Genomic DNA, 26,691 nt, shown 5'->3' with positions numbered 1-26,691 from the left:
ACAATTATTTATTACACTACATTACTACATCAAAACACATCATATTTTATTTAAAGTATTTAATATCAATTATTTACATAAAAAAATAACACTCAAAAAGAGTGTTATTAAATATAAATTTGATGTATTAATGATGTGTTATAAAAACGTAAAAAAAAGCTATAAAAAAATAATATTTTAATAAAAAATTATCACTTAAAATATATTATTCATAAACAAATTTAGGTTAACTGATGGATCTAAATCAAGCTTTTTACGCAAGCGATAACGATGTAATTCGACTCCTCTATAGCTTATATTCATTAAAGGAGCAATCTCTTTGGAAGATAAATTCATCTTTAAATAGATGCATAATTTGATATCTTTTGAAGTAAGATTTTGATATCGTTTTGATAATTCTTTGACAAAATCTTCATTGCTTTTAAGTAGGTTATCTTCAAAAGACTTCCATTCGTTCTTATTTAATGAATTGATTTTTATCGCTTTACCTATTTTATTCTTTAAACTTGATGTAGTAGTTTCTGTATCTAAAATATTTTGAATACTTTCTATTAACTCTGTTTGTTTCACGATAGATAAAGACTTACTTGCCAATTCATTTGCTTTCACTTGTACTTGATTTTCAAGTAAATGTTTTTCGTATTCTTGAAGTTTAATTTTATTATCAGCTTCAATCTCTAAACGAAGAATTTCATTTTTATGTCGTAATTCCTCTTCCTTAAGCTTTAATTTTTGATAATACTTTATTTTATTCCATTTATAATACAAATAAAATATACCTGAAATTAATAAGAAATATACCAATTTCATCCAAAATGAAAAATACCAAGGATTTAGAACATTGAAACTATATGCTGCTATTTTATTAAAATCACCATCATTTGAATTATAAATGGTTATTGTATGGCTACCACTATATAAATTTTTTAGATCAATAAATCCATTTTCTAGAGTTTGTAGTTCTTCATCGTCAACTTTATAATATAAGAGTGTTTTATTGCTTCCAAAATATTCGGAAATAACATATACTTTTAATTGTTCTTTGTATGAAATATTATCACCTTCATTAACTATCCCATTTTCTGAATTAAAGGCTTCAATTCTAATTTTTTGGTTGCGATTTTTCGTTTGAATAGAATCTATCATTAAAAAACCATCATCCATATTTACCAAAAACTTATTATCTAATTGAAAAATCTTTGTTTCATTATTGATTAGCTTTCCTTGATAATACTCTAGGGGAATTGGAGTCCAAACAAAAGCATCTTTAACTTGGTTAATTATGTATAGAACTCCATTTTTATTTATTAAAAAATGACTATCATCTATACTTATAAGCTCTTGAACATTTTTAAAAGCTTTATTAAACTGATCATTTAAAATTAATTTGTCGTTTACAATATCTAAAGAGTACCAAGAATTGTTAATATAAAATAATTCAGTCCCTTTATATTGAAACATTTTTACATTATAATCATTATCAATTTTATTTTCTTCTGAAAGATTTGTAATTTTTTTGATACTGTTATCGCGATTCAATTCTAATTTAAATAAACCTCGATAACTATCGGTATAAATAAAAATGTGTTCGCTTATTTGTAGAAAATCCTTTACTGGTTTTGTTCTATCATTAATTTTAATAGCTTTAGAAAAATCTCCATTTACATATTTATACAATCCGGTATAATTTGATTGAATATAATCGTTTGAATATTTATCTTTTTGTAGTTTCCAACCTCCAGTTAAATCATTAATCCTTTTATAACTTTCATTGGCATATAAAAAAGTTCCTTCGTTGTGTCCAATTATATAATCATTATTGATTTTTAAAACATTCCAAACTTGACCTTGAGAATTTGGAATTAGTCTAATTTTTTTATCATTAGCTTCAAAAACACCATGATTTGATCCAATTAAAAATCCATTATTATATTTTGCAAGCGCATAAACTGTTCCTAATTGGCCTGAATAATCAGCAAAAATTTTATAGGGAGAATTTTGAACAATATGAGAAATCCCATTATCTAAGCCAAGCCAAATATTTTTTCTTTATCTGCAAATACATTTAAAACTGAATTATTTTTTAAAACATTTGACCTATTGATATTGTAGAAATATTGCGAATTTAAATCAACTACATACAATCCGTTAAAAGCTGTTCCAATAAATAGCTTATGATCTAAAATTTTGGCAGAAATAACAATTTGAGATTTTAATTTTTCGTTGATATCATGAGTCCAAGGAATCGCATTTCCATTATTTTTACTAATAAAAACACCATTTTTTTGGGTGAAAATATAAATATCGTTTTCATTCTTTTCAATACCGTGGACAATATTATCATCTACTGCAGAAAAATAATCAACTTTTTGAAAATCGTTATTTTTAAACTTATAAACACCTTTTCTAACGGTTGCAACATAAATTTCATCGTCTAAAACAAAACAATAGGAAATTTGTGAAGGAAAATTAATCTTCTTAATTGCTTTACCATTATCTACAAAAAGTTCATTAAAAGATTGAAAATACAAAGTTTTACCAACGTTAAATATTTTCCATATTTCTTCACTATTTGTGTAATTTTTGAAAACTTTTTTTGGTCCAGAAACAGAAGTATAAACCATTTTTCCGTCTACTCTTTTCCAATATCCAAATTCATTATAAGATCCTGTATAAATTTTATCTTCAAAAGAGTAAACTGATCGAATTATAGACTGATTTGGTAATGTATATTTTTCCCACTTAACACCATCATATCGCAATAAAAAACCATTATTAGCGAAATACATAGCATTATCTTTTCCTTGAGTAAGATTCCAAACTTGATTATCACCATTATAATCTTGCTTAGTATAATTTTTTACTAATGGTAAAACTTCTTGTGCTTTAATTACTAAAGTAAAAAACAGAAAAAATATATAAAGGAAAGTTCTTTTCAACATAATGTGTAAAAATCTATATCAAATATAAATGAAGTAAGGTAAATATCAAAAGTAGAGTCCTATCAAAAACAAAAATCCTGATTGTTACAATCAGGATTTCATTATTATTTTTTAATCTTTATTTTCCATCTACATAATCTTGTAGATAATCAAATCGTGGTGTAAGTTTTCCATTTTCGGTAATTTTAGCTCTTTCTAAAATACCATCAGCATCATTATTAAAAAAAGCAGGAATCACTTTATCTAAAAACACTTCTCCAAATCCTTCACTTGCATCTTTTGGTAACTCACAAGGTAAATTATCAACTGCCATAACAACAATTGCTGATGGGTGTGTAAATGGAACTTCTTTATGTTCGCTTGGTAAGTAACCGTAAATTGGTTCTGCAATTGTACTTGAACGAATTGTACAAGCAACAGGTCCGTCAATATCACAAGAAATATCGGCAACAACTTTTAATTTACATTTAGGCGAACGTAACATTTCTCTGGTTAAAATAACTGGAGCATTATTTCCATAGAAATGACCTGCCATAAAAATATCTGAAACATCAGAAAATTTTTCAAAATCGGAAGTATATTCTAGAGGATTATTATAAAAATCGTATTTATCTAAAACTTGTCCGTCTTTACGTTTATTATAATCTAAAACATCAACATGCGTATAAACAGGTTGGTCATAACTTTTACTTACATAATCTGAAGGAGCAACCTGTTTAATTTTCATTGCATCAAGCATTTCCTTAGCGCCATAAGCAACCTTTCCACTACCTGTAAGAACAATTTTAATATTTGGTAATCTATTCTTACGTAATCTTTCAATCAAAGCATTTTGATCTGGTAATGTTTCAGCTTTAGGAATATCAAATAATTCATATTTAATTCCAAAAGCTCTAATACCATTATAGGCACCAACAATTCCAGCGTAACGTCCAAATCCTATTAAACGTGAATTATTTTCATCAACAATTGTTTCATGATCAAATAATTCTATATTTTTTTCTAAAACTGATTTAAGTAATTTTCTGTTATAAGGCTGCTTTTTAATAGTGTGAGAAAAGAAAAAGTATTTTTTATTTGGAATAAGTGCTTCAACTGGAACTTCTTTCACTCCAATTAAAACATCACAATCTGATAAATCTTGTGAAATCGAAATTCCTTTTTCGATATAGGCATCGTCATTAAAAACTCTAATATCAGATGACTCGACAACAATTTCAGCTTGTGGATATTTTGTTTTAAAATTTACTAATTCATCGGGAGAAAAAACAACTCTTCTATCAGGAGGGTTTTTTCGTTCTTTAATAATTCCGAATTTCATTTTTTAGGTGTAGTTTGATTGTACCGCAAATATAACATTCGCAAAAGGTTTCTGCAATATTTTTTTATTTTCAATTAAAAATGTAATTTTGGCGCAGAAATTGCGATACTGATAAATGATTTATTTACAGTTACACTTTAAAACTGGGGTCGACTGGTTTTGACAGCGAGTGAAATTGATTAGTAAGCACGTCGAGCCAAGTATGGTAGGCTCGTAAATATCTGCTATACGAACTTTAAACGGCGAAAATAATTACGCTTTAGCTGCTTAATCTGAATTATAGTAAGATTTGCCTAGTTCCTACGAGGTAGGAAAGCTAGATTCTCCTCAAAAGCCTTGGTTTATGGCGTTTGGTTTTGGGGAACCGTAAAAGTAAACCTAGAAGTGGTAAAGCTTTAAATCCACTTTGACACTTGTAAAGCTAAGCTAAAAGTGACGGTTTTCAGTCTAGCTTTTAGTCGAAAATCTAAGTGAAAACTAAGCGTGTAGAAAGCTCTTCGATTGCTTGTTTGGACCCGAGTTCGATTCTCGGCGACTCCACTAAAAACCCTGTAAAGTAATAATTTTACAGGGTTTTCGTCTATTAACCTCATTTTTAACAATTAAAATTGTAACATTCTATTTTAAAACCTACAAATAGTTTACATTTACAAAAAACATTAATGAATGAAAAAAAATAAAATACTTTTAACCTCTATTTTTTCTTTTGCCTTATTTACTATTAGTTGTTCTCCAATAAAAGTTAATAGACAAGCAGATGTTAATAAATATTTAGAATCTATAACAGCAGACGAACTTAAAACTCATCTGTACATTGTAGCTTCTGATGAAAATGAAGGACGTGACACAGGGTCTGATGGACAAAAAAAGCAGGAAAATATTTAATTGAACAATATCAAAAAAATGGAATTAACCATCCTGCTACTGCTGATAGTTGGTACCAAAAAGTTCCTGCTGAATTCATGGCTAGAGGTTTTGCTCCAAAGCTTCCCGATTCTGAAAATATTTGGGCTTTTATAGAAGGAACTGATAAAAAAGATGAAATTGTTGTCGTTTCGGCACATTATGATCATGTAGGAATGAAAAATGGTGAAGTTTATAATGGAGCTGATGATGATGGATCTGGAACTGTTGCTTTATTAGAAATAGCTCAAGCTTTTAAACAAGCCGAAAAAGATGGCTTTAAACCAAAAAGATCAATTTTATTTTTACATGTAACAGGTGAAGAACATGGGTTACACGGTTCTAGATATTATTCTCAAAATCCATTATTTCCTCTTGATAAAACTGTTGCCGATATCAACATTGACATGATAGGCCGTCGTGATACACTTCACACAAATACTAACAATTATGTTTATGTTATTGGATCAGATAGATTAAGTTCTGAACTTCATACAATAAATGAAGAAATGAATAAAAAATACACCAAAATGGATTTGGATTATAAATATAATGACCGAAATGATCCCGAAAGAATTTATTATCGTTCTGATCATTATAATTTTGCGAAACACGGTATTCCTGCAATTTTCTTTTTTAATGGTATTCATGCCGATTATCATATGCCAACAGATACTCCAGATAAAATTGAATACGATGCTTTAGCAAAAAGAGCTCAATTAGCATTTGCTCTGGCTTGGGAGCTTGCAAACCGACCTGAAAAAATTAAGGTAGATAGAGATGGAAAGTAATTACAAATAAGAAAATTACAAATAAGAAAATTACAAATTACAAAATAAAAAAATCCGAGCAATGCTCGGATTTTTATTTTATATTTAAATCATTTAATTTTTCAATTAAAAAACAAACATTGGTTTATCTGCCATAAATTCGTTTACTTCATCAGCAACTTGTTCTAATATATCTTCATCTGTATAGTTAGAAATTACTTTATCTATAAACGCAACAATAGTCTCCATATCTGCTTCTACCATTCCTCGAGTTGTAATAGCTGCAGTTCCTACTCTAATTCCAGATGTAACAAATGGTGATTTATCATCAAAAGGAACCATATTTTTGTTCACTGTAATTTCAGCTTTTACTAATGCATTTTCAGCTTCTTTTCCTGTAATATTTTTATTTCGCAGGTCAATTAGCATCATATGATTATCGGTTCCTCCAGAAATAATATCATAACCTCTTTTTACAAATGCATCTGCCATTGCTTTTGCATTTTTTTGAACTTGTAAAGTATAATTGAAAAAGTTTTCGGTTAAAGCTTCACCAAATGCAACCGCTTTTGCAGCGATAATATGCATTAAAGGTCCACCTTGATTTCCAGGAAAAACTGCCATATCTAATAAATTTGACATCATCTTTATTTCTCCTTTTGGAGTTTTAAAACCCCAAGGGTTTTCAAAATCTTTCCCCATCATAATCATACCACCTCTTGGTCCACGTAATGTTTTGTGAGTAGTAGTAGTAACAATATGACAATGAGGAATAGGATCACTTAATAAACCTTTAGCAATTAAACCTGCAGGATGTGAAACATCGGCTAGCAAAAGAGCGCCAACACTATCGGCAATTTCTCTAAAACGTTTAAAATCCATATCACGAGAATAAGCAGAGGCACCAGCAATAATTAATTTTGGTTTTTCTGCTAAAGCAATTTCTTGAATTTTATCATAATTTAAACGTCCTGTTTCCTTTTCAACTCCATAAAATACGGGATTATATAATTTACCAGAAAAATTAACTGGGGAACCATGCGTTAAATGTCCACCATGAGATAAATCGAAACCTAAAATTTTATTTCCGGGTTGCAAACAAGCTGCAAATACTGCTGTATTGGCCTGAGAACCCGAATGCGGTTGAACATTCACATATTCAGCCCCAAATAATGCTTTTGCTCTATCAATTGCAATTTGTTCTACGATATCAACTACCTCACATCCTCCATAATAACGCTTACCAGGATATCCCTCAGCATATTTATTGGTTAATACTGAACCTGCAGCTTCCATCACTTGTTCACTTACAAAGTTTTCAGATGCAATTAGTTCAATTCCGTGTTGTTGTCTATCTTGTTCGTCAAGAATTAGGTCAAAAATTTGTTCGTCGCGTTGCATTTTTATAGAAATTCGTTAAAATTTGGTCAAAATTACGAAAAAGGTTTGTTAAATAGGTGGTAAAGTTTATATTTGATTCATAATTTTTCAACAACAAACCAACAACATATTATGCCAAATATAGCAAACGACCCGAAAAGAAAATCTTGGATTGAAGTTCCAAATGATTGCGATTTCCCCATTCAAAATATTCCTTTTGGTGTTTTTATAACAAAAAATGACGATATCACAATAGGCACAAGAATTGGTAACACTGCCATTGATATGGGCGCTTTACAACGCTTACATTATTTTGATGGAATTGAGTTAACTGACGATATGTTTATGCAAGATACACTGAACGACTTTATTTCGGATGGAAAGAAAACATGGCGTTTAGTGAGAAACCGTCTTGCGGAATTATTTGATGCCGAAAATCCGAAATTAAGAGATAACAAAGAACACAGAGATATTATTCTTTTTGACGTTTCTGAAATTGAAATGTTATTACCCGTTCAAATTGGCGATTATACTGATTTTTACAGTAGCAAAGAACATGCTACAAACGTAGGAAAAATGTTCCGAGATCCTGAAAATGCTTTATTACCAAATTGGTTACATATTCCTGTAGGTTATCATGGAAGAAGTTCTACCATTGTACCAAGTGGAGTTCCTGTAAGAAGACCAAACGGACAAACGTTACCTGCTGGGGAAACACAACCTATTTTTGGTCCTTCAAAATTAGTAGATTTTGAATTAGAAACTGCTTTTATAACTACTGATGCTAACTTGATGGGAGAACCAATTCCTGTTGCTGAAGCTGAAGATTATATTTTTGGTATGGTTTTATTTAATGACTGGAGTGCTCGTGATATTCAGAAATGGGAATATGTACCACTAGGACCATTTTTAGCAAAAAACTTTGCTTCTTCAATTTCTCCATGGATTGTTACTTTAGATGCTTTAGAGCCTTTTAGAGTAAAAAGTCCTGAGCAAAACCCAAAACCTTTCCCTTATTTACAACAAGAGGGCGAACATGCCTTTGACATTAATTTGCAGGTAGCAATACAACCAGAAAACGAAGTAGAAACTGTAGTTTCAAACTCTAATTTCAAATATATGTATTGGACTATGTCGCAACAATTAGCACATCATACAGTAAACGGATGTCGAGTAAACTCGGGAGATATGATGGGAAGTGGAACAATTTCTGGACCAACAGAAGATAGCTTTGGTTCGATGCTTGAATTAACTTGGGGCGGTAAAAACCCAATTAAAATGAACGACGGAAGTGAGCGTAAATTTATTAATGATAATGATACAGTAATCATCAGAGGTTATTGCGACAACGGCGAAACAAGATTAGGCTTTGGAGAATGTTCTTCGAAACTGCTTCCCGCAGTTGAAATAAAATAATTTAAAAAACGCCGAAATTAATTCGGCGTTTTTTTTAGCCCTGATGGAAGTGGCATCCTTTTTGTTTTGTGCTTTGAAACAAAAAGATATAACGGACAGCAGGAGTTGGCTTCTAAAAAATTTTATCTTTGCCTAAATGATTCTATTTATGAGAAAAATTATCCTACTATTTTTATTCGCAATAATTGCTTCGTGCAGTGGTGTTAAATCTACACAATCGTTATTAAGTAACGGAAATTATGATGCCGCTATAGAAAAAGCAGTAAATGCACTTAGAACAAATAAAACCGCTAAAGGCAAACAAGATTATGTGTATTTGCTGGAAGAGGCTTTTGCTAAGGCTAAACAACGCGATTTATCCTCTTTAAATTTATTGATTAAAGAAAATAATCCTATAAATTATGAGCGTGTTTTTAATCTTTATAATCAATTACACAATAGACAAGAAAGAATAAAACCTATTTTGCCTTTACCTTTAATTAAAGAAGGTAGAAATGCTATTTTTCCCATGGATGATTATTCTGATGAGTTAATTTCTAGTAAAACTAATTTATCTGGTTACTTGTATGCCAATGCTAAAAAACTGATGACTTCTAAAAACAAATTAGATTTTCGTCAGGCTTTTGATGATTTAAGTTATTTAGACAAATTGAATCCTAATTATAAAGATGTTCGTGCTTTAATGGACGAGGCGCAATTAAAAGGAACCGATTTTGTTAATGTTTATACTAAGAATGAAACAAACATGGTTATTCCGCAACGTTTACAAGACGATTTATTAGACTTTAGTACTTATGGGTTAAATGATAAATGGACTGTTTACCATAACAATCGTCAAAAAAACATTAATTATGATTATGGAATGATTGTTAATTTTCGTGGAATAAATATGTCTCCAGAACAAATTCGAGAGAAACAATTTATTAAAGAAAAACAAATTAAAGATGGTGTAAAAAACCTTGTTGATGCTAATGGTAATATTGTAAAAGATAGTTTAGGTAACCCAATAAAAGTAGACAATCTTAAAACGATTTCGATAAACATTTATGAATTTACACAATTTAAATCGTGCCAAGTTACCGCAAAAGTTGATTATATTGATTTTAGAACAAATCAATTAATTGATGCTTTTCCTGTTACAAGTGAATTTGTATTTGAATACATTTATGCAAATTACAATGGTGATAAACGTGCTTGTGACGAAAATTATTATCAATATTTCGACAGAAGAGCTGTTCCCTTCCCTACAAACGAACAAATGATTTTTGATACTGGTGAAGATTTAAAAGCCAAGCTCAAAAGTATTATTACGAATAACAAGTTTAGACGATAAACAAAAAAGCAACTCAAATGAGTTGCTTTTTTGTTATACATATTTTCCTAAAACTTCGGCTTGAATATCACTATGCGAAGCATCATAAACTGCAACTCCATTTTTAATTATTAGTAATTGTGGCGATTGATGCACCACCTGAAAACGATTGGTAATTTCATTTGAAACTTCACGATAATTCAATAAATCTAGAAAATATAAATCTACTTTATCTTCTAAACTATATTCGTTTTCAAATTGTTTTAAAGCAAACCTACTAATACTACAACGTGTACTGTGTTTGAAAATCACTATTGTTTTATTTTTCGAATTTTCTACAATTTCATCTAATTGAGATATAGCTGTCAAAGGAATCCAATTTACATTTGAATTTACTTCGTTATTCTCTCTACCAAATATTTTATCAAAAAAACTCATCTTTTGTCAGATTTTACGACATTTTGACTGATTAATAAATTATAAAATACTTAAAATCAGTCATTTTGTCTTATTTTTTACATTGGAACATAAATTGACTTAATCAAAGCAAAGTTAGTAAAACAACTTAATAATAACTTGAAAGGAGAATTTTATATATGAACTTAAAAAACTTAACTATTAAATCGCAAGAAGCCTTACAGCAAGCACAACAAATTGCGCAGGGTTTCGGACATCAACAACTAGAAAATGAACACATTTTTAAAGGTATTTTAGAAGTTGATGAAAATGTTACGCCGTTTCTTTTGAAAAAACTAAACGTAAATGTTGACTTATTTAAACAAATTTTAGACAGCACTTTACAAAGTTTTCCAAAAGTTAGTGGTGGAGAAATTATGCTTTCTCGAGATGCTGGCTCAACTTTAACTGAAACTAACATCATTGCTAAAAAAATGAATGACGAATATGTTTCAATTGAGCATTTAATTCTAGCCATTTTTAAATCGAAAAGCAAAGTTGCACAAATCTTAAAAGATCAAGGTGTAACCGAAAAAGGATTAGAAGCTGCCATTGCCGAATTACGTAAAGGCGAACGCGTAACCTCAGCTTCTGCTGAAGAAACATACAATGCATTAAATAAATATGCTAAAAACCTTTGTGAATTAGCCAGAAACGGAAAACTAGATCCTGTTATTGGTCGTGATGAAGAAATTCGTAGAGTTTTACAAATTTTAACACGTAGAACTAAAAATAACCCAATGTTAATTGGTGAACCTGGTGTTGGTAAAACAGCTATTGCAGAAGGTTTAGCGCACAGAATCGTAGATGGAGACGTTCCTGAAAACTTGAAAGATAAAATCATCTATTCGCTAGATATGGGTGCGCTTATTGCAGGTGCAAAATACAAAGGAGAATTCGAAGAACGCTTAAAATCGGTTGTAAAAGAAGTTACTACTGGTGATGGAGAAATTGTGTTATTCATTGACGAAATTCACACATTAGTAGGTGCTGGTGGTGGCGAAGGTGCAATGGATGCTGCAAACATCTTAAAACCAGCTTTAGCTCGTGGAGAACTAAGAGCTATTGGTGCTACGACTTTAGATGAATACCAAAAATATTTTGAAAAAGACAAAGCGTTAGAAAGACGTTTCCAAAAAGTAATGGTCGATGAACCGGATACGGAGAGTGCAATTTCAATTTTACGTGGTATTAAGGAGAAATACGAAACACATCACAAAGTTCGCATTAAAGACGATGCTATTATTGCTGCAGTTGAATTATCTCAACGTTATATTACCAATCGTTTTCTTCCGGATAAAGCCATTGACTTAATGGACGAAGCGGCTTCTAAATTGCGCATGGAAATCAATTCGAAACCAGAAGAATTAGATGTTTTGGACCGCAAAATAATGCAATTAGAAATTGAAATAGAAGCGATTAAAAGAGAGAATGATGATGTAAAATTAAAAACATTGAATCTTGAATTAGCGAATTTAAAAGAAGAACGTAACGAGATTTTTGCTAAATGGAAATCGGAGAAAGATGTTGTTGAAAATATTCAAAGTGTAAAACAAGAAATTGAAGATTTCAAATTGGAAGCTGAACGTGCTGAACGTGAAGGCGATTATGGAAAAGTTGCTGAATTACGTTACGGAAAAATTAAAGAAGCTCAAGAAAAATTAGATACTTTACAAAAAGAATTACAAGAAAATCAACAAGGGCAAACTTTAATTAAAGAAGAAGTTACACACGATGATATTGCAGAAGTTGTGGCTAAATGGACGGGAATTCCAGTAACAAAAATGTTGCAAAGTGAGCGTGAAAAATTATTAAAATTAGAAGACGAATTACACAAACGTGTAGTGGGTCAAGAAGAAGCTATTGAAGCAATTAGTGATGCTGTTCGTAGAAGTCGCGCTGGTTTACAAGATGCAAAAAAACCAATTGGTTCTTTCCTATTCTTAGGAACAACTGGTGTTGGTAAAACCGAATTAGCTAAAGCATTAGCTGAATATCTTTTCGATGATGAAAATGCAATTACACGAATCGACATGAGTGAATATCAAGAACGTCATAGTGTAAGTCGTTTAGTTGGTGCACCTCCAGGATATGTTGGTTATGATGAAGGCGGACAATTAACAGAAGCGGTTCGTAGAAAACCCTATTCAGTTGTATTGTTAGATGAAATTGAAAAAGCGCATCCAGATACTTTCAATATATTGTTACAAGTTTTAGATGAAGGTCGCTTAACGGATAATAAAGGTCGTGTTGCCGATTTTAAAAACACTATTATAATTATGACCTCTAACATGGGAAGTCATATTATTCAAGAGAAATTTGAAAACTTGAAGGGAAGTGTTGAAGCCGCTGCTGAAGCTGCGAAAGTGGAAGTTCTAGGATTATTAAAACAAACGGTTCGACCAGAGTTTATTAATCGTATTGATGAAATTGTAATGTTCACTCCACTTACGCAAGCTAATATTAAACAAATTGTTGGTTTACAATTAAAAAGTGTTACTAAAATGTTAGCACACCAACACATTACAATGGATGCTACTCCAGAGGCTATAGATTATTTAGCAACAAAAGGTTTTGATTCTGAATTTGGAGCAAGACCTGTAAAAAGAGTCATTCAAAGAGAAGTTTTAAACGAACTTTCTAAAGAGATTTTATCGGGTAAAATAACAACCGATAGCATTATTTTACTAGATAGTTTCGACGGAAAATTAGTTTTTAGAAATCAAGAATAAAAAATAGTTTTTTCATACATAATTAGTTTGATTGGTTTGTTAGAAACACTCGGCATTTATTGTCGGGTGTTTTTTTATATATTTGAGAAACTAAACCCAACAAATTATGAAAAATATTATACTACGAAATGGAATTTTTGGAGGTATTGCAGTTTCTCTAGTAATGGCTGGAATGACGATGTACATGAAAAATAATCCAACAAATGAACCTAGTGAAATTGTAGGTTTTGCAAGTATGATTCTTGCTTTCTCATTTTTATTTTTAGGAATTAAACAACAACGTGAAGCACAAAATGGAATAATCACATTTGGAAAAGCATTTCTAACAGGATTAAAAATTGCTTTATTAATTTCAACTATTTATGTTTTAGTTTGGCTTGTTATCTATTATAACTTTTTTCCAAATTTTATGGAACAATACAGCGAGATGGTCCTAAATAAAATGGCAAAAACAGCTACTCCTGAAGAAATAGCTAGCAAAACTGAAGAAATGAATATGATGAAAGAATGGTATAAAAATCCAGCTTTTATAATTCTTTTAACTTATGCTGAAATACTTCCATTAGGAATTATTTTTTCATTAATTGGTGGATTGATTTTTAAGAAAAAATAATAAAAATTAAAAAAACAAAACGCACTTTTAAGGTGCGTTTTTTAGTTTTGGTTGGTTTATTTATAAATTATAATCCACTAATAATTTCTCCATTTGGATCAATTACTAACTTTTTAAATTTGTTGTCTTTTTTGATTTTTACATGATATTGTTTTTTAGTGATATCGCCATCTGTTTGTGAATAATGAAACTTATCTTCAGCAATTGCCCAACCAGGAAAGTTTCGTGTTACAGCAACAATAACTTCATTTGGTAACTTTACATTTTCATACTTTTCAACTACTCTAGTTAATTTTCCTTTCTCATTATATGAAGCTGTTAGAGTACCTTTATCATTTTTCATCATCACTAAATAAGTATCATAACCTTCATAATCCTTTCCTAAATCATAAGCAACAAAATACTTTTGCATATTTCTAACTCCTAAATCAGGATTTTTATCAGGTAAATAAATAGAAAAATCGTCACCAATTTTACTAATAACGATTTCTGGGAGTTCATTTAAATCTAATTCTTCAGCTTGTGAAGAATTACTTGCATCTGTCTGAGAATAACACAACGGTGCAACACAGCAAATAAAAATTAGAATAAGTGTTTTCATAATGTTTTTGATTTTTGATTGATAATTGAGATTAATAGCAAGGCTTAATAATTACTTCCCCTTTTTAGTTACTATTTTTTTTTAGGTTACTAAAGGTACAAATCAAAACAATTAACTATGGTTAAATAACTTATGTCTAATACTTTAATTTCATGTTATTTATATGTCAAATAGATTAAAATTCAGTCAAAAAAAAATTAAACAAAGCAATTGTTAATATATTACAAAAAATGTATAATATTAACAATTTTAGGATACATATTTTACAATTTTATAAATAAAAAAAGCTTGACACTGTCAAGCTTTTTTATTTTTTTTTACCGTCTATAATTGCTCCTGTACCGGCTCCGATTCCTGCTCCAGCTAAACCTCCAATTATAGCTCCTTCTCCTTTCTTTTTACTTACAATAGGTCCAGTTGCTGCTCCAACACCTGCCCCAATAACTGCTCCTTTTGCCGTATTACTCCAACCTTTTCTTTCTGTTGTGGTTGTTGTATTTTGATTCACATAAACTACCTTTTCTTGTTCTGCTCTTTGTACTGAATCTATTATTCTTTGCTTTTCCATTTCCATTTTAATAGAATCTATTGTAGCTTCTTTAGCTAATTCGTCAGACGACTTATCTGTATTTTTACACGAAATAAACGATAAAACAGCAACTAATAATACACCTAAATTTTTCATATCATTTAATTTAATATTGTTAAGACAAATTTAAATCGGTTAGTTCAAGAACTCTTTACATCATTTTAATGTGATTTTACAAAATTTTAATCTATAACTTTTCTAAATTTGTAAACAACCATAAAAACTATTCTATTTTAATGCTACAGCTCAATTTTAATCCGTTTCCTAATTTAGAATCTGAAAGACTAAGTTTCCGAAAATTAAATAATGAAGATGCTCCAGAAATTCTAAAACTAAGAGGAAATGCAGAAATCATGAAATATATTCCGCGTCCTTTGGCAACAACTTTACAAGAAGCTTTGGAGCACATAAAAATCATCAACAACAAAATTGATGAAAATGTCGATATCAATTGGGCTATTACTGAAAGAGAAAACGACAAGTGCATTGGAATTATAGGTTTTTACAGGACGCAACCCGAAAATTTCAGAACAGAATTAGGCTATATGATAATGCCCGAATATTGGGGAAAAGGTTATATAACAGAAGCCGTAAAAAGGCTTTTACACTTTGCTTTTGAAAACCTAAATTTTCATTCAATTGAAGCTGTAATTGATTCTAGACATATAGCTTCTGAAAAAGTTTTAATTAAAAGTGGTTTCCGAAAAGAAGCTCATTTTGTAGAAGATTTCTTCTATAACAATGAATTTTGTGATACTGTAAAATATGGCATTTTAAAAAGAGAATTTATTAAATAATGTTACAAACAATTTCAAATCACATCTTATCAGCAACTATTAATTCAAAAGGAGCTGAACTTGTTCAACTTTCTAAAAATAATCAAGATTACATTTGGGAAATTGACGAAAAATATTGGAACAAAACTTCTCCTATTTTGTTTCCAATTGTAGGACGTTTAAAAAGTGATGAATACCATAATAATGAAGGTACATTCAAATTACCTAGACATGGTTTTGCACGCGATTACGAATTTGAAATAATAGAAAAAACTGAAAATAAAGTTGTATTCCAGTTGATATCTAATGCAACGACTTTTATTAATTACCCTTACCATTTTCAGTTAAAATTGAGTTATGAAATTATTGAAAATCAAATTACATTAACTTACGAAACAAAAAATTTATCTCAATACCAAATGCCATATTCAATTGGAGCGCATCCCGCTTTTAAAATTGAGAATATTAAAGATTATAGTTTAGAGTTTCCAAATGATAATGAACTTACTTTTCATTCTTTAGAAAATGAATTGTATAGTAAAAAAACAAATACTATTAGTTTAGACCAAAATAAATTACCACTCAATTACAATCATTTTAAAGTGGATGCTTTGGTTTTAAAAGAATTTCATTCTAATGAGTTTAGTCTGTTGAAAAATAATAATCTTTATTTAAAATTCAAATTAACTAATTTTCCTCATTTAGGAATTTGGACAAAAGAAAATGCTCCTTTTATTTGTATTGAACCTTGGAATGGTTATGCTGATAATTTTGATACAAATGGAAACATTTTTAATAAAAGTGGAATTACTATTTTAAATCCGAATGAAATAAAAGAAAATAAAATAGAAATTACTTTATAATAAAAAATCCCTCAAATTGAGGGATTTTTCATTTAAATGATTTTGTGAATTCTATTAATCGGAATTACAACTCCTTGCTTCAATATAATTCTATCTGAAGTAACGCCCCATACTGTTGTTTCCACAACGCGCGCACTTACATCATCTTCAAAATAAATTTTCATTTTTAAATGTTCTAAGTTTCCTAAGGTTAAAGCCCTCTCTAAATCTGTTTTTCTTTGTAAAATTTGGTGAGCATCACCTAAAACTTCCTGATTTGGGAAAGATAAAGAACCAACTTCTTCTTTATCTATAATTTGAAAATTAGCAGTCATAATTATTAGTTTGGTTAGTTTACTATAAATTTAATAAATTTTTTATTTATAAAAATAAAAAAGTCACCCAAAAGAGTGACTTTTTAAAACTAACCAACTTCCCGTTAAAATTTCATACCAATTCCCATACCAAATAACCATGGATCAATATCTACATCCGAAGGAATACTTAATCCTGGTGCAAGGTTAGAAGCATCAACAGTAACATCTGTATTCAAAAACAAACGTTTTGCGTCTACGTTTATGAAAAATTTATCATTAAGCATTAAATCGAAACCTACTTGAGCTGCATAACCTAATGCATTATCATATTTTACATCAGCAACTGCACCTGATTTTGAATTATAAAAAATAGTATAGTTAACACCAGCTCCTATATAAGGTTTTAATACTTTATCATTTGTAGCATAAAAGTGGTATTGAGCTGTTAATGTTGGAGGTAATAACCAAACACTTCCCAAATCTACATTACCAGCAGCAGTTTCTACAGCTTGTACATCGTGTTTTGTAGTACCTAAAATTAATTCAGCAGCAATGTGCTCAGTAAAAAAGTAAGTAAAGTCTAATTCTGGAATAAATGAATTAGAAATATTTACATCTCCACCAATAACACCAATTGTAGCGCTCTCAGTTGGCACAACTCCAACACCTCTTAAGCGAACTTGCCATTTTTTAAAATCGTTAACTTTTACATCTTCTTTTTCTTGCGCCATAGCATTTAATGCTAATACCGATAAAACGGTTAATAATATTTTCTCATTTGTTTTGTGATTTTTTAATTATAGTCCAAAGGTATTGTCTTGTAGTTAAGTAAAAACTGATTTAAATCATAGTTCAAAAAAATGTTCTGTGTAAATATTCATTCCTTTTGTTTAAATTTGCCTCCCTATGCAAAAACAAGTTAACATATTAAATAAAAGAGCTCGATTCGATTACGAAATTCTAGATAAATATACTGCTGGTATAGTTTTAACCGGAACAGAAATTAAATCGATTCGATTAGGTAAAGCTTCAATTGCTGAAAGTTTTTGTGAATTCAACAATGGCGAATTATTTGTAATCAATTCTAATATAGAAGAATACCTTTTTGGAACACACTATAATCACAAAGCTAAAAGTGAACGAAAACTACTTTTAAATAAAAAGGAACTTCGTAAACTAGAAAAAGATTCTGAAAATAAAGGTTTAACTATCGTTCCATTACGTTTATTTACAAACGAAAAAGGTTTAGCTAAACTCGAAATTGCTCTTTGCCGTGGTAAGAAAAATTATGACAAGCGCGAAACTATGAAAGATCGTGATACTAAACGCGATTTGGATCGCATTAAAAAGAGTTTCTAATGATGAAAAATTTGCTTAAAAGTAGTCGCGAAAACATGGGATTTTCAACCAGAAAATTAGCTGAACTAGCTGATATTGACCAAGCTTTGATTAGCAAATTTGAAAACGGTTATCGAATTCCAACCAAAAAACAGATCCAAACTCTTGCACAACTATTAGAAATCGACTTAAAGCAATTATTAGTAGCTTGGTACAAAGTAAAACTCGATCATAATTTCGATTTGAATCCGTTTGCTATTCAAGCAATTACTGAAATTCTTCAAGAAAAAGGAATTGAAGTAGGAAACTCTTCAAAAGAAAAAGAAATTACCTCAATATTAGATGAACTTGAAATTCTAAAACAAAAATTAACAAATCTTAGATAATTAATTTTTATTTTCTAGTAACGGTACAAAACGAAATTCACCATATTCGTGTTTTTCGAATTGTGTTTCATTTTTTCGTACCAACATTGTCATAATTTGATGCTCTTCACCTAAAGGAATTACTAATTTTCCACCAATTTTTAATTGTGCCATTAATGGTTGCGGAATAAATGGCGCTCCTGCGGTTACAATAATACTATCAAAAGGTGCTTCTGTTTCTAAACCTTTATAACCGTCACCAAAAATTAGTTTTTTTGGTCTAATTCCCATTTTAGGTAATAACAAAGACGTTTTTTTGAATAATTCATTTTGTCTTTCAATCGAAAAAACTTGCGCACCCATTAAGCATAAAACGGCACATTGGTAGCCACTTCCTGTTCCTATTTCCAGAATTTTGTCGCCTTTTTTTACTTCTAAAAGCTGACTTTGAAACGCAACAGTATAAGGTTGAGAAATAGTTTGCCCTGCTGCAATAGGGAAAGCTTTATCTTGGTAAGCAAAATCTTCAAAACTCGATTCTAAAAACTGATGTCTCGGAATATTTCGAATCGCTTCTAACACATTTTTATCGGTAATACCTTTCTCTTCTAGTTGTGTAACCAGTTTATTTCGAAGCCCTTGATGTTTTGAAGTATCTTTTAACATTTTCTATAAATTACTCCTTGCGAAATTAGAAAACTAAAACACAATTATCAATGAATTTTTATCAATTTATTTCTATTTTTGTTGAAAACTATTCAATATGTTAAAAGTTGGCGTACTAGGTGCAGGCCACTTAGGAAAAATACACTTAAGATTATTAAATCAATCTTCAAAATATGAATTAGTAGGGTTTTACGATCCTTTTGAAGAAAATGCTACTAAAGTTTCTAACGAATTTGGTTATAAAAAATTTGATACCATTGCTGAATTAATAGCTGCTGTAGATGTTGTAGATATTGTAACACCTACTCTATCTCACTTTGATTGTGCAGTTGAAGCTATTAAAGCAGGAAAACACATCTTTATTGAAAAACCTATTTCTAATACAGTTGCTGAAGCCGAAAAAATTATTGCTCTAGCAAAAGAATATGGTGTAAAAGGACAAGTGGGACATGTAGAACGTTTTAATCCTGCGTTTACAGCAGTTAAAGATAAAATTGAAAACCCAATGTTTATTGAAACGCATCGCTTAGCTGAATTTAATCCTCGAGGTACTGATGTTCCAGTAGTTTTAGACTTAATGATTCACGATATTGATGCTATTTTAAGTGTTGTGAAATCGAAAGTAAAATCGGTTAACGCTAGTGGCGTTGCTGTAATTTCAGATTCTCCAGATATTGCAAATGCACGTATCGAATTTGAAAATGGTTGTGTTGCCAATGTAACTTCAAGCCGAATTTCAATGAAAAATATGCGTAAATCGCGTTTCTTTCAAAAAGATGCTTACATTTCAGTTGATTACTTAGACAAAATTTGTGAAGTGGTTAAAATGAAAGATGCTCCAGAAGTTCCAGGAGATTTCGATATGATTCTTCAAAATGCGGAAGGTTTAAAAAAACAAATCTATTTCGATAATCCGCAAGTAAGTGCTAACAATGCTATTTTAGATGAATTGGAAACATTCGCTGATGCTATCAATAATAATAGCACTCCAATTGTTACGTTACAAGATGGAACGGAAGCATTGCGTGTCGCTTACATGATTATTGAATCAATGGAGAAAAAATAATGTGCCAATAAGTCAATATGCCAATTAAATAATAATTAAGTCAAATAAAATTCACAAAATTATAATGAATACAATCGCAGTTATAGGTGCAGGAACAATGGGTAATGGAATTGCTCACACATTTGCACAATCAGGATTTACAGTAAAATTAATTGATATTTCGGAAGCCGCTATTGAAAGAGGTATGAATACAATTGCTGCCAACTTAGATAGAATGGTTGCAAAAGGTAGTATTTCTGAAGAAGATAAAATGAAAACTATCGGAAACACCATTACTTATACTGATGTTAAAGATGGTGTTGTAGGTTGCGATTTAGTTGTTGAAGCTGCAACAGAAAATGTAGATTTAAAACTTAAAATTTTCAAACAATTAAGTGAAATTTGCGATCATAATACTATTTTAGCAACTAATACTTCTTCAATTTCTATTACACAAATTGCAGCAGCTGTAGTTCATCCAGAACGTGTAATTGGTATGCATTTTATGAATCCGGTGCCAATTATGAAATTGGTTGAAATTATTCGTGGGTATAATACTTCAAATGAAGTAACAAAAATTATCATGGATTTATCTATTAAATTAGGAAAAGTTCCAACAGAGGTTAATGATTATCCAGGATTCGTAGCTAACAGAATTTTAATGCCAATGATTAACGAAGCAATCGAAACTTTGTACAACGGAGTTGGTGGTGTTGCTGAAATTGATACTGTTATGAAACTTGGAATGGCGCACCCAATGGGACCATTACAATTAGCAGATTTCATTGGACTTGACGTTTGTTTATCTATTTTAAACGTAATGTACAACGGATTTAAAAATCCTAAATATGCTCCTTGTCCGTTATTAGTTAATATGGTAATGGCAGGAAAATTAGGAGTGAAATCTGGTGAAGGTTTCTATGATTATTCAGAAAGTAAAAAAGCGGAAAAAATTGCAAAGCAATTTTTAAAGTAAACAGTCACAGTTTTCAGTCACAGTAAAATCTGATTACTGTGACTGAGACTGATAACTAAATAAAAAATGGCTAAAATTATTCCTTTTAAAGCAGTTCGTCCTGCAGAAGACAAAGTTTCATTAGTAACTTGTAGAAATTATGACGATTATAGTCAAGCAGAATTAGCCGCTTGGTTAAATTTTAATCCGTATTCATTTTTACATGTTATTAATCCTGCTTATGTTCATTCTCAAAAAATAAGTTGGGACAAACGTTTTAAAGGAGTAGCCTTAAAATTTCAAGATTTTAAACGAGATAGTATTTTCGTTACAGAAGAAAAACCTATTTTTTATTTGTACGAAATTAAAACTAAAACCAACAGTTTTACTGGAATTTTAGCAGGAACTTCGGTTCAAGATTACAAAGACAATCACATTAAAAAGCACGAAGACACTCTTCAATATCGAGTAGAATTATTTAAAGAATATTTACACCAAACACGTTTTAATACTGAACCTGTTTTAATAACTTATCCCGATAGTATTGAACTTAACACGTGGATTTCTTTAAAAAAGAAAAACAAACCGCTATACTGCTTTTCTACTACAACTAGAGAAAAACACACGCTTTGGAAAATTGATACCGAGAATGAAATTGAATGGTTAAAAGAACACTTCGATGCTATTCCCGATTTATATATTGCTGATGGACATCACCGTTCTGCTTCGGCTGATTTACTTCATGATGAAGACAAACATTTAGGAAATCCAAATTTAGACCATTTCTTGAGTTTTCTAATTGCCGAAAGTAATGTTAAAATCTATGAATTCAACCGAGTAATTCGCGATTTAAATCAACATTCTGTAGAAGATTTTTTAAAACTTTTAGAAGAGCATTTCATAATTGTTTCAAAGCAACAAGAACTTTGGAAACCAACTGAAAAAGGAGAATTTGGTATGTATTTAAATGGAAGTTTTTATGCTTTATTCTTCAAAAAGAGTAATCAAGAAACGTCGATTTTAGAAAATTTAGATGCGCAAATTTTATACGATTATGTTTTACATCCTATTTTAGGAATAGATGATTTAAGAAATGATGAAAGAATCGACTATATTCCTGGAAAACAATCAATTACCATAATAAAAGAAATTATAGACGAAGGAGCGTTTGAAATTGGTTTTACATTATTCCCAATTGATGTAAATGAAATTAAATCTATTGCTGATGCTAATTTAATTATGCCACCCAAATCAACATACATTGAACCTAAGTTTAGAAGTGGATTAGTGGTTTATGAACTTTAGTAATAGCCAAAAACTAAGCAATTTAATTTTTAAGAAAATAGAATATAGAAACAAACTTTCATTCTGAACTTGTTTCAGAATCTTTAAAATTTTCAGAATCTGAAACAAATTCAGCTTGACAAAAAACTATAATTATGTCTTCAATCCAACAAAACCTAAATAAAATAAAATCTTCATTACCAGAACAAGTTACATTGGTGGCAGTTTCTAAAACAAAACCCAATGCCGACTTAATGGAAGCTTACAATGCTGGTCAACGTATTTTTGGAGAAAATTATGTACAAGAATTAGTCGAAAAACACGACCAACTTCCCAATGATATTGAATGGCATTTTATAGGACATTTACAATCGCGTAAAGCCAAATTGATTGCACCTTTTGTAAGTTTAATTCATGGCGTTGATAGTTTGAAATTATTGCAAGAAATCAACAAACAAGCGGCTAAAAACAATCGAGTAATCGATTGTTTACTTCAAGTTCATATTGCCGATGAAGAAACGAAGTTTGGTTTAGATGAAAAGGAATTGGAAGAGATACTTAAACAATTTCTCGACTCCGCTCGAAGTGACAATAATGAATTTAAAAATGTTCGTATTGTTGGTTTAATGGGAATGGCTACATTTACAGAAGATCAAAATCAAGTGAAAAAGGAATTTCAATATTTAAAGTCACTTTTCGATAAATTTAAAAGACACTTCGACTCCGCTCAGTGTGACAATATAAAATTAAATACACTTTCAATGGGCATGAGTGGCGATTATGAACTAGCAATTTCATGCGGAAGTACAATGGTTCGAATTGGAAGTAGTATATTTGGAAGCAGAAATTGAAATATTGAAAAATTTTAAAGATTTAAAAATTGTCTTTTAATTTTTTAATCATTTAATCTTTAAATAAAATTTGTACGCAATACTCGACATAGAAACAACTGGTGGTCAATACAACGAGGAAGGTATTACCGAAATTGCTATTTATAAATTCGATGGTCACGAAGTAGTAGATCAGTTTATTAGTTTAGTAAATCCTGAAAAACCTATCCAACCATTTGTGGTTAAACTTACTGGCATAAATAGTGCTATGCTGCGTAGTGCGCCAAAGTTTTATGAAGTTGCCAAAAGAATTATCGAAATTACAGAAGGTTGTGTAGTGGTAGCTCATAATGCTTCTTTCGATTACCGAGTTATTAGAACTGAATTTAAACGTTTGGGTTACGATTACAATAAACCAACACTTTGTACCGTTGAATTAGCTAAAAAACTAATTCCGGAACAAAAATCATATAGTTTAGGAAAATTAGTTCGCGGACTTGGAATTCCTATTGCCGATAGACACCGCGCAAGTGGTGATGCTATGGCAACAGTGAAATTATTCAAATTACTACTTTCAAAAGACAAAGAAAAAGAAATTGTAAAAAGCTTTGTTAAGACTGAAGTAAAGTCAGGAATGTCTCCAAAATTATTAGATATTGTCGAAAATCTACCTTCAAAAACTGGTATTTACTATATTCATAATGAAGAAGGAGATGTAATCTATATTGGTAAAAGTAAGAATATAAAAAAACGTGTAAATCAACATTTTACAGGTTCTTCAAATAAAAGTAAAAAAATACAACGCGATGTATATGCGGTTACCTATGAAGAAACAGGTAGCGAGTTAATTGCTCTTTTAAAAGAAAGCGAAGAAATAAAAATTAATAAACCTATTTACAACCGTGCGCAAAGAAGAACTATTTTTCAATGGGCATTGTATCAGGAAAAAACAGAAAAAGGATATCTAGCTTTAAAAGTTCAAAAAGCAGATGGTCGTAAAAAAGAAATTACTTCGTTTTCAACTCAAGCTGAAGGAAAAGCTTTTCTTTTCAAAGTAACCGAAAAGTATAATTTATGCCAAAAAATTAACGGTTTGTACGATACTAAAAAAAGTTGCTTTCAATATGACATTAAACAATGTTATGGCGCTTGTATCGATAAAGAACAACCCGAATTATACAATATTCGTGTGAATGAATATATAAAAGAAAATTCGTTTCAAAATAATAACATGGTAATTGTAGATAAAGGCAGAACTATCGAAGAAAAAAGTGCTATTTTAGTTGAAAATGGAATTTACAAAGGTTATTGCTTTTACGATTTAAATTATCAAATTACCAATATTGATATTTTAAAAAATCTAATCATTCCTATGCAACATAACCGAGATATTAAAACCATTATTCAAAGCTACATGAAGAAACATAAAGTGAAGGTTGTTTCATTTTAAATCTTTATTTTTGTGTCATGATCACTAAAAAGTCAAAATGGGAATCGCTCCAGCAAAAAATTAATATCATTATTTATGGTACCAATACTCCAGCTGGAAGACTTTTTGATTTAGTTTTACTTGGTGTAATTCTACTAAGTGTAATTTTGGTAATGCTAGAAACTGTTCAAAGTCTTGATGCAAAATATCACAACCAAATTATAATTCTAGAATGGGTAATAACTTTTTTCTTTTCTGTTGAATATATCTTAAGAATTGTATCGCTAAAGAAACCTTGGAAATACATTTTTAGTTTTTACGGAATTATCGATTTAATTGCCGTTTTACCTATGTATTTATCACTCTTCTTAACAGGGACAAGTGTTCTTACAATTGTTAGAGCTTTTAGATTAATTCGCTTGTTTAAAATATTAAATCATCCTCAATTTACTGGACAATCTATACATTTAATTGACGCATTAATTGCAAGTAGAGGTAGAATCTTTGTTTTTATATATTTTGTACTAATAAGTACTGTTTTTATTGGTTCTATGATGTATGTTATTGAAGGACCTGAGAACGGATTTACAAGTATACCCACAAGTATTTATTGGACCATTGTAACCTTAACTACTGTTGGGTATGGGGATATTTCTCCAGGAACACCTTTAGGACAATTTTTAGCTTCTTTTGTAATGATTTTAGGTTACGGAATAATTGCCGTTCCTACCGGAATTATAACTTCTGAAATTGCTTTAAACAGTAAAAAAGAGGAACAAAAACCAAAACAACATCCATGTTCTAATTGTGGTGTAGAAGGTCATCAAAACAATGCGAGTTATTGTTATAATTGCGGAAGTGAATTAAATGATGAATAACTACTTAATTACCATAATTGGTCCAACAGCCATTGGAAAAACAGCTTTAAGCATAAAATTGTCACAACATTTCAATTGTGAAATTATTTCGTGCGATAGTCGCCAATTTTTTAAAGAAATGAAAATTGGAACTGCAGTTCCGAATGAAGAAGAATTAGCGACTGCCAAACATCATTTTATACAAAACAAATCCATTTTTGAACATTATACTGTTGGTGATTTTGAAGTTGAAGCTTTACAAAAATTAGATGAATTATTTAAAACCAATAACGTGCAAATTATTGTGGGCGGAAGTGGTTTATATGTTGATGCTGTTTTAAAAGGTTTTGATGAATTTCCTGATATTGATGCTTCGGTTAGAGATGAAATCAATTCAAAATATGACGAACTTGGAATTGAATATTTACAATCGGCTTTAAAAGACTTAGATTTAGAATATTATCAAAAATTAGAAACCGAAAATCCCCAAACATTAGTCAATCCGCAACGTATGAAACGATTTGTAGAAGTTTGTTTGGGAACGCAAAAACCTTATTCTTCATTTATTGGAAAACGAAAAAACGAAAGAAACTTTGTTCCAATAATTATTGGATTACAAGCCGATAGAGAAATTATGTATGATAGAATTAACCAACGTGTTGATATTATGATGAAGGAAGAACTTTTAGAAGAAGTTAAAGCATTATATCCTTACAAAAACTTAAATGCCTTACAAACTGTTGGTTATCGAGAAATTTTTGATTATTTAGATGAAAAAACTACACTAGATTTTGCTGTCGAACAAATTAAAATGAATACACGCCGATTTGCAAAACGCCAAATTACTTGGTTTAAAAGAACCGAAAACACCAATTGGTTCGATTATAAAACTGATACAAATGATATTATACATTTAATAAATTCAAAAATTCATAATTCATAATTTATAATT

General features: G+C 30.1%; 25 protein-coding genes, 1 other RNA gene and 1 pseudogene. 17 read left to right on the top strand and 10 right to left on the bottom strand.

Annotation, left to right across the window (positions count from 1 at the left end; translation table 11 throughout):
- Positions 1–195: 195 nt before the first annotated feature.
- The 3 genes from GCU34_RS02640 to GCU34_RS02630 all read right to left on the bottom strand — a co-directional run bounded on the left by GCU34_RS02640 (position 196) and on the right by GCU34_RS02630 (position 4,263).
- A complete protein-coding gene (locus GCU34_RS02640) occupies positions 196–1,677 on the bottom strand; it encodes a helix-turn-helix transcriptional regulator (RefSeq protein WP_152378346.1) in 1,482 nt (493 codons plus the stop codon).
- Positions 1,678–2,024: 347 nt separating this feature from the next.
- Positions 2,025–2,942 (bottom strand): ligand-binding sensor domain-containing protein, encoded by a 918-nt coding sequence (locus tag GCU34_RS02635; protein WP_152378345.1) that lies wholly within the window; start codon positions 2,940–2,942, stop codon positions 2,025–2,027.
- A 118-nt stretch (positions 2,943–3,060) separates the two neighbouring features.
- Complete coding sequence (locus GCU34_RS02630; protein ID WP_072785332.1) at positions 3,061–4,263, bottom strand: NAD(P)-dependent oxidoreductase; 1,203 nt, start codon at positions 4,261–4,263, stop codon at positions 3,061–3,063.
- Between the two features lie 145 nt (positions 4,264–4,408).
- On the opposite strand from GCU34_RS02630, the gene ssrA reads away from it, so the two are divergent.
- Together ssrA and GCU34_RS02620 are read left to right on the top strand one after the other, a co-directional pair.
- Positions 4,409–4,806: a transfer-messenger RNA gene (gene ssrA / locus GCU34_RS02625) on the top strand.
- Positions 4,807–4,929: 123 nt separating this feature from the next.
- A pseudogene (locus GCU34_RS02620) lies at positions 4,930–5,957 on the top strand (M28 family metallopeptidase).
- Between the two features lie 105 nt (positions 5,958–6,062).
- On the opposite strand, the gene glyA reads toward GCU34_RS02620, so the two are convergent.
- The gene (glyA, locus tag GCU34_RS02615) at positions 6,063–7,337 is read right to left on the bottom strand and encodes a serine hydroxymethyltransferase (protein ID WP_072785336.1); all 1,275 of its coding nucleotides are present in this window, start codon (positions 7,335–7,337) and stop codon (positions 6,063–6,065) included.
- A 111-nt stretch (positions 7,338–7,448) separates the two neighbouring features.
- Between glyA and fahA the strand changes: the two genes are divergently transcribed.
- Together fahA and GCU34_RS02605 are read left to right on the top strand one after the other, a co-directional pair.
- Entirely contained in the window at positions 7,449–8,732 is a 1,284-nt protein-coding gene (fahA, locus tag GCU34_RS02610) for a fumarylacetoacetase (RefSeq protein WP_072785338.1), read from the top strand.
- A gap of 148 nt (positions 8,733–8,880) precedes the next feature.
- Positions 8,881–10,065, top strand: a complete 1,185-nt coding sequence (locus GCU34_RS02605) for a hypothetical protein (protein ID WP_072785340.1) — start codon at positions 8,881–8,883, stop codon at positions 10,063–10,065.
- Positions 10,066–10,098: 33 nt separating this feature from the next.
- Here GCU34_RS02605 and ytxJ read toward each other — a convergent pair whose 3' ends face one another.
- Positions 10,099–10,482, bottom strand: coding sequence for a bacillithiol system redox-active protein YtxJ (ytxJ, locus tag GCU34_RS02600; RefSeq protein ID WP_072785342.1), 384 nt, complete (start codon positions 10,480–10,482; stop codon positions 10,099–10,101).
- 158 nt (positions 10,483–10,640) lie between these two features.
- Here ytxJ and clpB point away from each other — a divergent pair, with 158 nt between their 5' ends.
- Positions 10,641–13,232 (top strand): ATP-dependent chaperone ClpB, encoded by a 2,592-nt coding sequence (gene clpB, locus GCU34_RS02595; protein ID WP_072785344.1) that lies wholly within the window; start codon positions 10,641–10,643, stop codon positions 13,230–13,232.
- Positions 13,233–13,338: 106 nt separating this feature from the next.
- Positions 13,339–13,845: a DUF4199 domain-containing protein gene (locus GCU34_RS02590; RefSeq protein WP_072785346.1), complete on the top strand. Its 507-nt coding sequence runs from the start codon at positions 13,339–13,341 to the stop codon at positions 13,843–13,845.
- 67 nt (positions 13,846–13,912) lie between these two features.
- On the opposite strand, the gene GCU34_RS02585 is transcribed toward GCU34_RS02590, so the two are convergent.
- Entirely contained in the window at positions 13,913–14,446 is a 534-nt protein-coding gene (locus GCU34_RS02585; RefSeq protein WP_072785348.1) for a hypothetical protein, read from the bottom strand.
- A 307-nt stretch (positions 14,447–14,753) separates the two neighbouring features.
- Positions 14,754–15,131, bottom strand: coding sequence for a glycine zipper family protein (locus GCU34_RS02580; RefSeq protein WP_072785349.1), 378 nt, complete (start codon positions 15,129–15,131; stop codon positions 14,754–14,756).
- A gap of 140 nt (positions 15,132–15,271) precedes the next feature.
- Here GCU34_RS02580 and GCU34_RS02575 point away from each other — a divergent pair, with 140 nt between their 5' ends.
- Together GCU34_RS02575 and GCU34_RS02570 are read left to right on the top strand one after the other, a co-directional pair.
- Entirely contained in the window at positions 15,272–15,832 is a 561-nt protein-coding gene (locus GCU34_RS02575; protein ID WP_072785351.1) for a GNAT family N-acetyltransferase, read from the top strand.
- Positions 15,832–16,674 (top strand): aldose 1-epimerase family protein, encoded by an 843-nt coding sequence (locus GCU34_RS02570; protein ID WP_072785353.1) that lies wholly within the window; start codon positions 15,832–15,834, stop codon positions 16,672–16,674. Before GCU34_RS02575 ends, GCU34_RS02570 begins: the two co-directional genes overlap by 1 nt.
- Positions 16,675–16,706: 32 nt before the next feature.
- Here the strand turns inward: GCU34_RS02570 and GCU34_RS02565 are convergent, their stop codons facing one another.
- Together GCU34_RS02565 and GCU34_RS02560 are read right to left on the bottom strand one after the other, a co-directional pair.
- Entirely contained in the window at positions 16,707–16,988 is a 282-nt protein-coding gene (locus GCU34_RS02565) for a hypothetical protein (RefSeq protein ID WP_072785355.1), read from the bottom strand.
- 104 nt (positions 16,989–17,092) lie between these two features.
- A complete protein-coding gene (locus tag GCU34_RS02560; RefSeq protein ID WP_227658768.1) occupies positions 17,093–17,740 on the bottom strand; it encodes an OmpW/AlkL family protein in 648 nt (215 codons plus the stop codon).
- Positions 17,741–17,876: 136 nt separating this feature from the next.
- Here GCU34_RS02560 and smpB point away from each other — a divergent pair, with 136 nt between their 5' ends.
- Together smpB and GCU34_RS02550 are read left to right on the top strand one after the other, a co-directional pair.
- A complete protein-coding gene (gene smpB, locus GCU34_RS02555; RefSeq protein ID WP_072785359.1) occupies positions 17,877–18,329 on the top strand; it encodes an SsrA-binding protein SmpB in 453 nt (150 codons plus the stop codon).
- Complete coding sequence (locus GCU34_RS02550) at positions 18,329–18,694, top strand: helix-turn-helix domain-containing protein (protein ID WP_072785361.1); 366 nt, start codon at positions 18,329–18,331, stop codon at positions 18,692–18,694. Before smpB ends, GCU34_RS02550 begins: the two co-directional genes overlap by 1 nt.
- Here GCU34_RS02550 and GCU34_RS02545 read toward each other — a convergent pair whose 3' ends face one another.
- Positions 18,695–19,339, bottom strand: a complete 645-nt coding sequence (locus tag GCU34_RS02545) for a protein-L-isoaspartate(D-aspartate) O-methyltransferase (RefSeq protein WP_072785363.1) — start codon at positions 19,337–19,339, stop codon at positions 18,695–18,697.
- Positions 19,340–19,436: 97 nt separating this feature from the next.
- On the opposite strand from GCU34_RS02545, the gene GCU34_RS02540 reads away from it, so the two are divergent.
- The 7 genes from GCU34_RS02540 (at position 19,437) to miaA (ending at position 26,682) form a co-directional block, all read left to right on the top strand.
- Positions 19,437–20,405 (top strand): Gfo/Idh/MocA family protein, encoded by a 969-nt coding sequence (locus GCU34_RS02540; protein ID WP_072785365.1) that lies wholly within the window; start codon positions 19,437–19,439, stop codon positions 20,403–20,405.
- A gap of 64 nt (positions 20,406–20,469) precedes the next feature.
- Positions 20,470–21,360 carry a 3-hydroxyacyl-CoA dehydrogenase family protein gene (locus tag GCU34_RS02535; protein ID WP_072785367.1) on the top strand — a complete coding sequence of 297 codons (891 nt, stop codon included), beginning with the start codon at positions 20,470–20,472 and terminating at the stop codon, positions 21,358–21,360.
- Between the two features lie 66 nt (positions 21,361–21,426).
- Positions 21,427–22,644, top strand: coding sequence for a DUF1015 domain-containing protein (locus tag GCU34_RS02530; protein WP_072785369.1), 1,218 nt, complete (start codon positions 21,427–21,429; stop codon positions 22,642–22,644).
- A gap of 134 nt (positions 22,645–22,778) precedes the next feature.
- Positions 22,779–23,474, top strand: a complete 696-nt coding sequence (locus GCU34_RS02525; protein ID WP_072785371.1) for a YggS family pyridoxal phosphate-dependent enzyme — start codon at positions 22,779–22,781, stop codon at positions 23,472–23,474.
- A 70-nt stretch (positions 23,475–23,544) separates the two neighbouring features.
- Positions 23,545–24,903 carry an exonuclease domain-containing protein gene (locus GCU34_RS02520; protein ID WP_072785373.1) on the top strand — a complete coding sequence of 453 codons (1,359 nt, stop codon included), beginning with the start codon at positions 23,545–23,547 and terminating at the stop codon, positions 24,901–24,903.
- A 17-nt stretch (positions 24,904–24,920) separates the two neighbouring features.
- Positions 24,921–25,760, top strand: a complete 840-nt coding sequence (locus tag GCU34_RS02515; protein WP_072785375.1) for an ion transporter — start codon at positions 24,921–24,923, stop codon at positions 25,758–25,760.
- Positions 25,750–26,682: a tRNA (adenosine(37)-N6)-dimethylallyltransferase MiaA gene (gene miaA, locus GCU34_RS02510; protein WP_394332675.1), complete on the top strand. Its 933-nt coding sequence runs from the start codon at positions 25,750–25,752 to the stop codon at positions 26,680–26,682. The genes GCU34_RS02515 and miaA overlap by 11 nt, the downstream gene beginning before the upstream one ends.
- The last annotated feature ends 9 nt before the right edge of the window (positions 26,683–26,691 follow it).

The sequence above is a fragment of the Flavobacterium haoranii genome (assembly GCF_009363055.1).
GTDB classification, from domain to species: Bacteria; Bacteroidota; Bacteroidia; order Flavobacteriales; family Flavobacteriaceae; genus Flavobacterium; species Flavobacterium haoranii.
The sequence above is the reverse complement of the archived record's forward strand: the minus strand, read 5'-3'. Positions and strand labels throughout refer to the sequence as shown.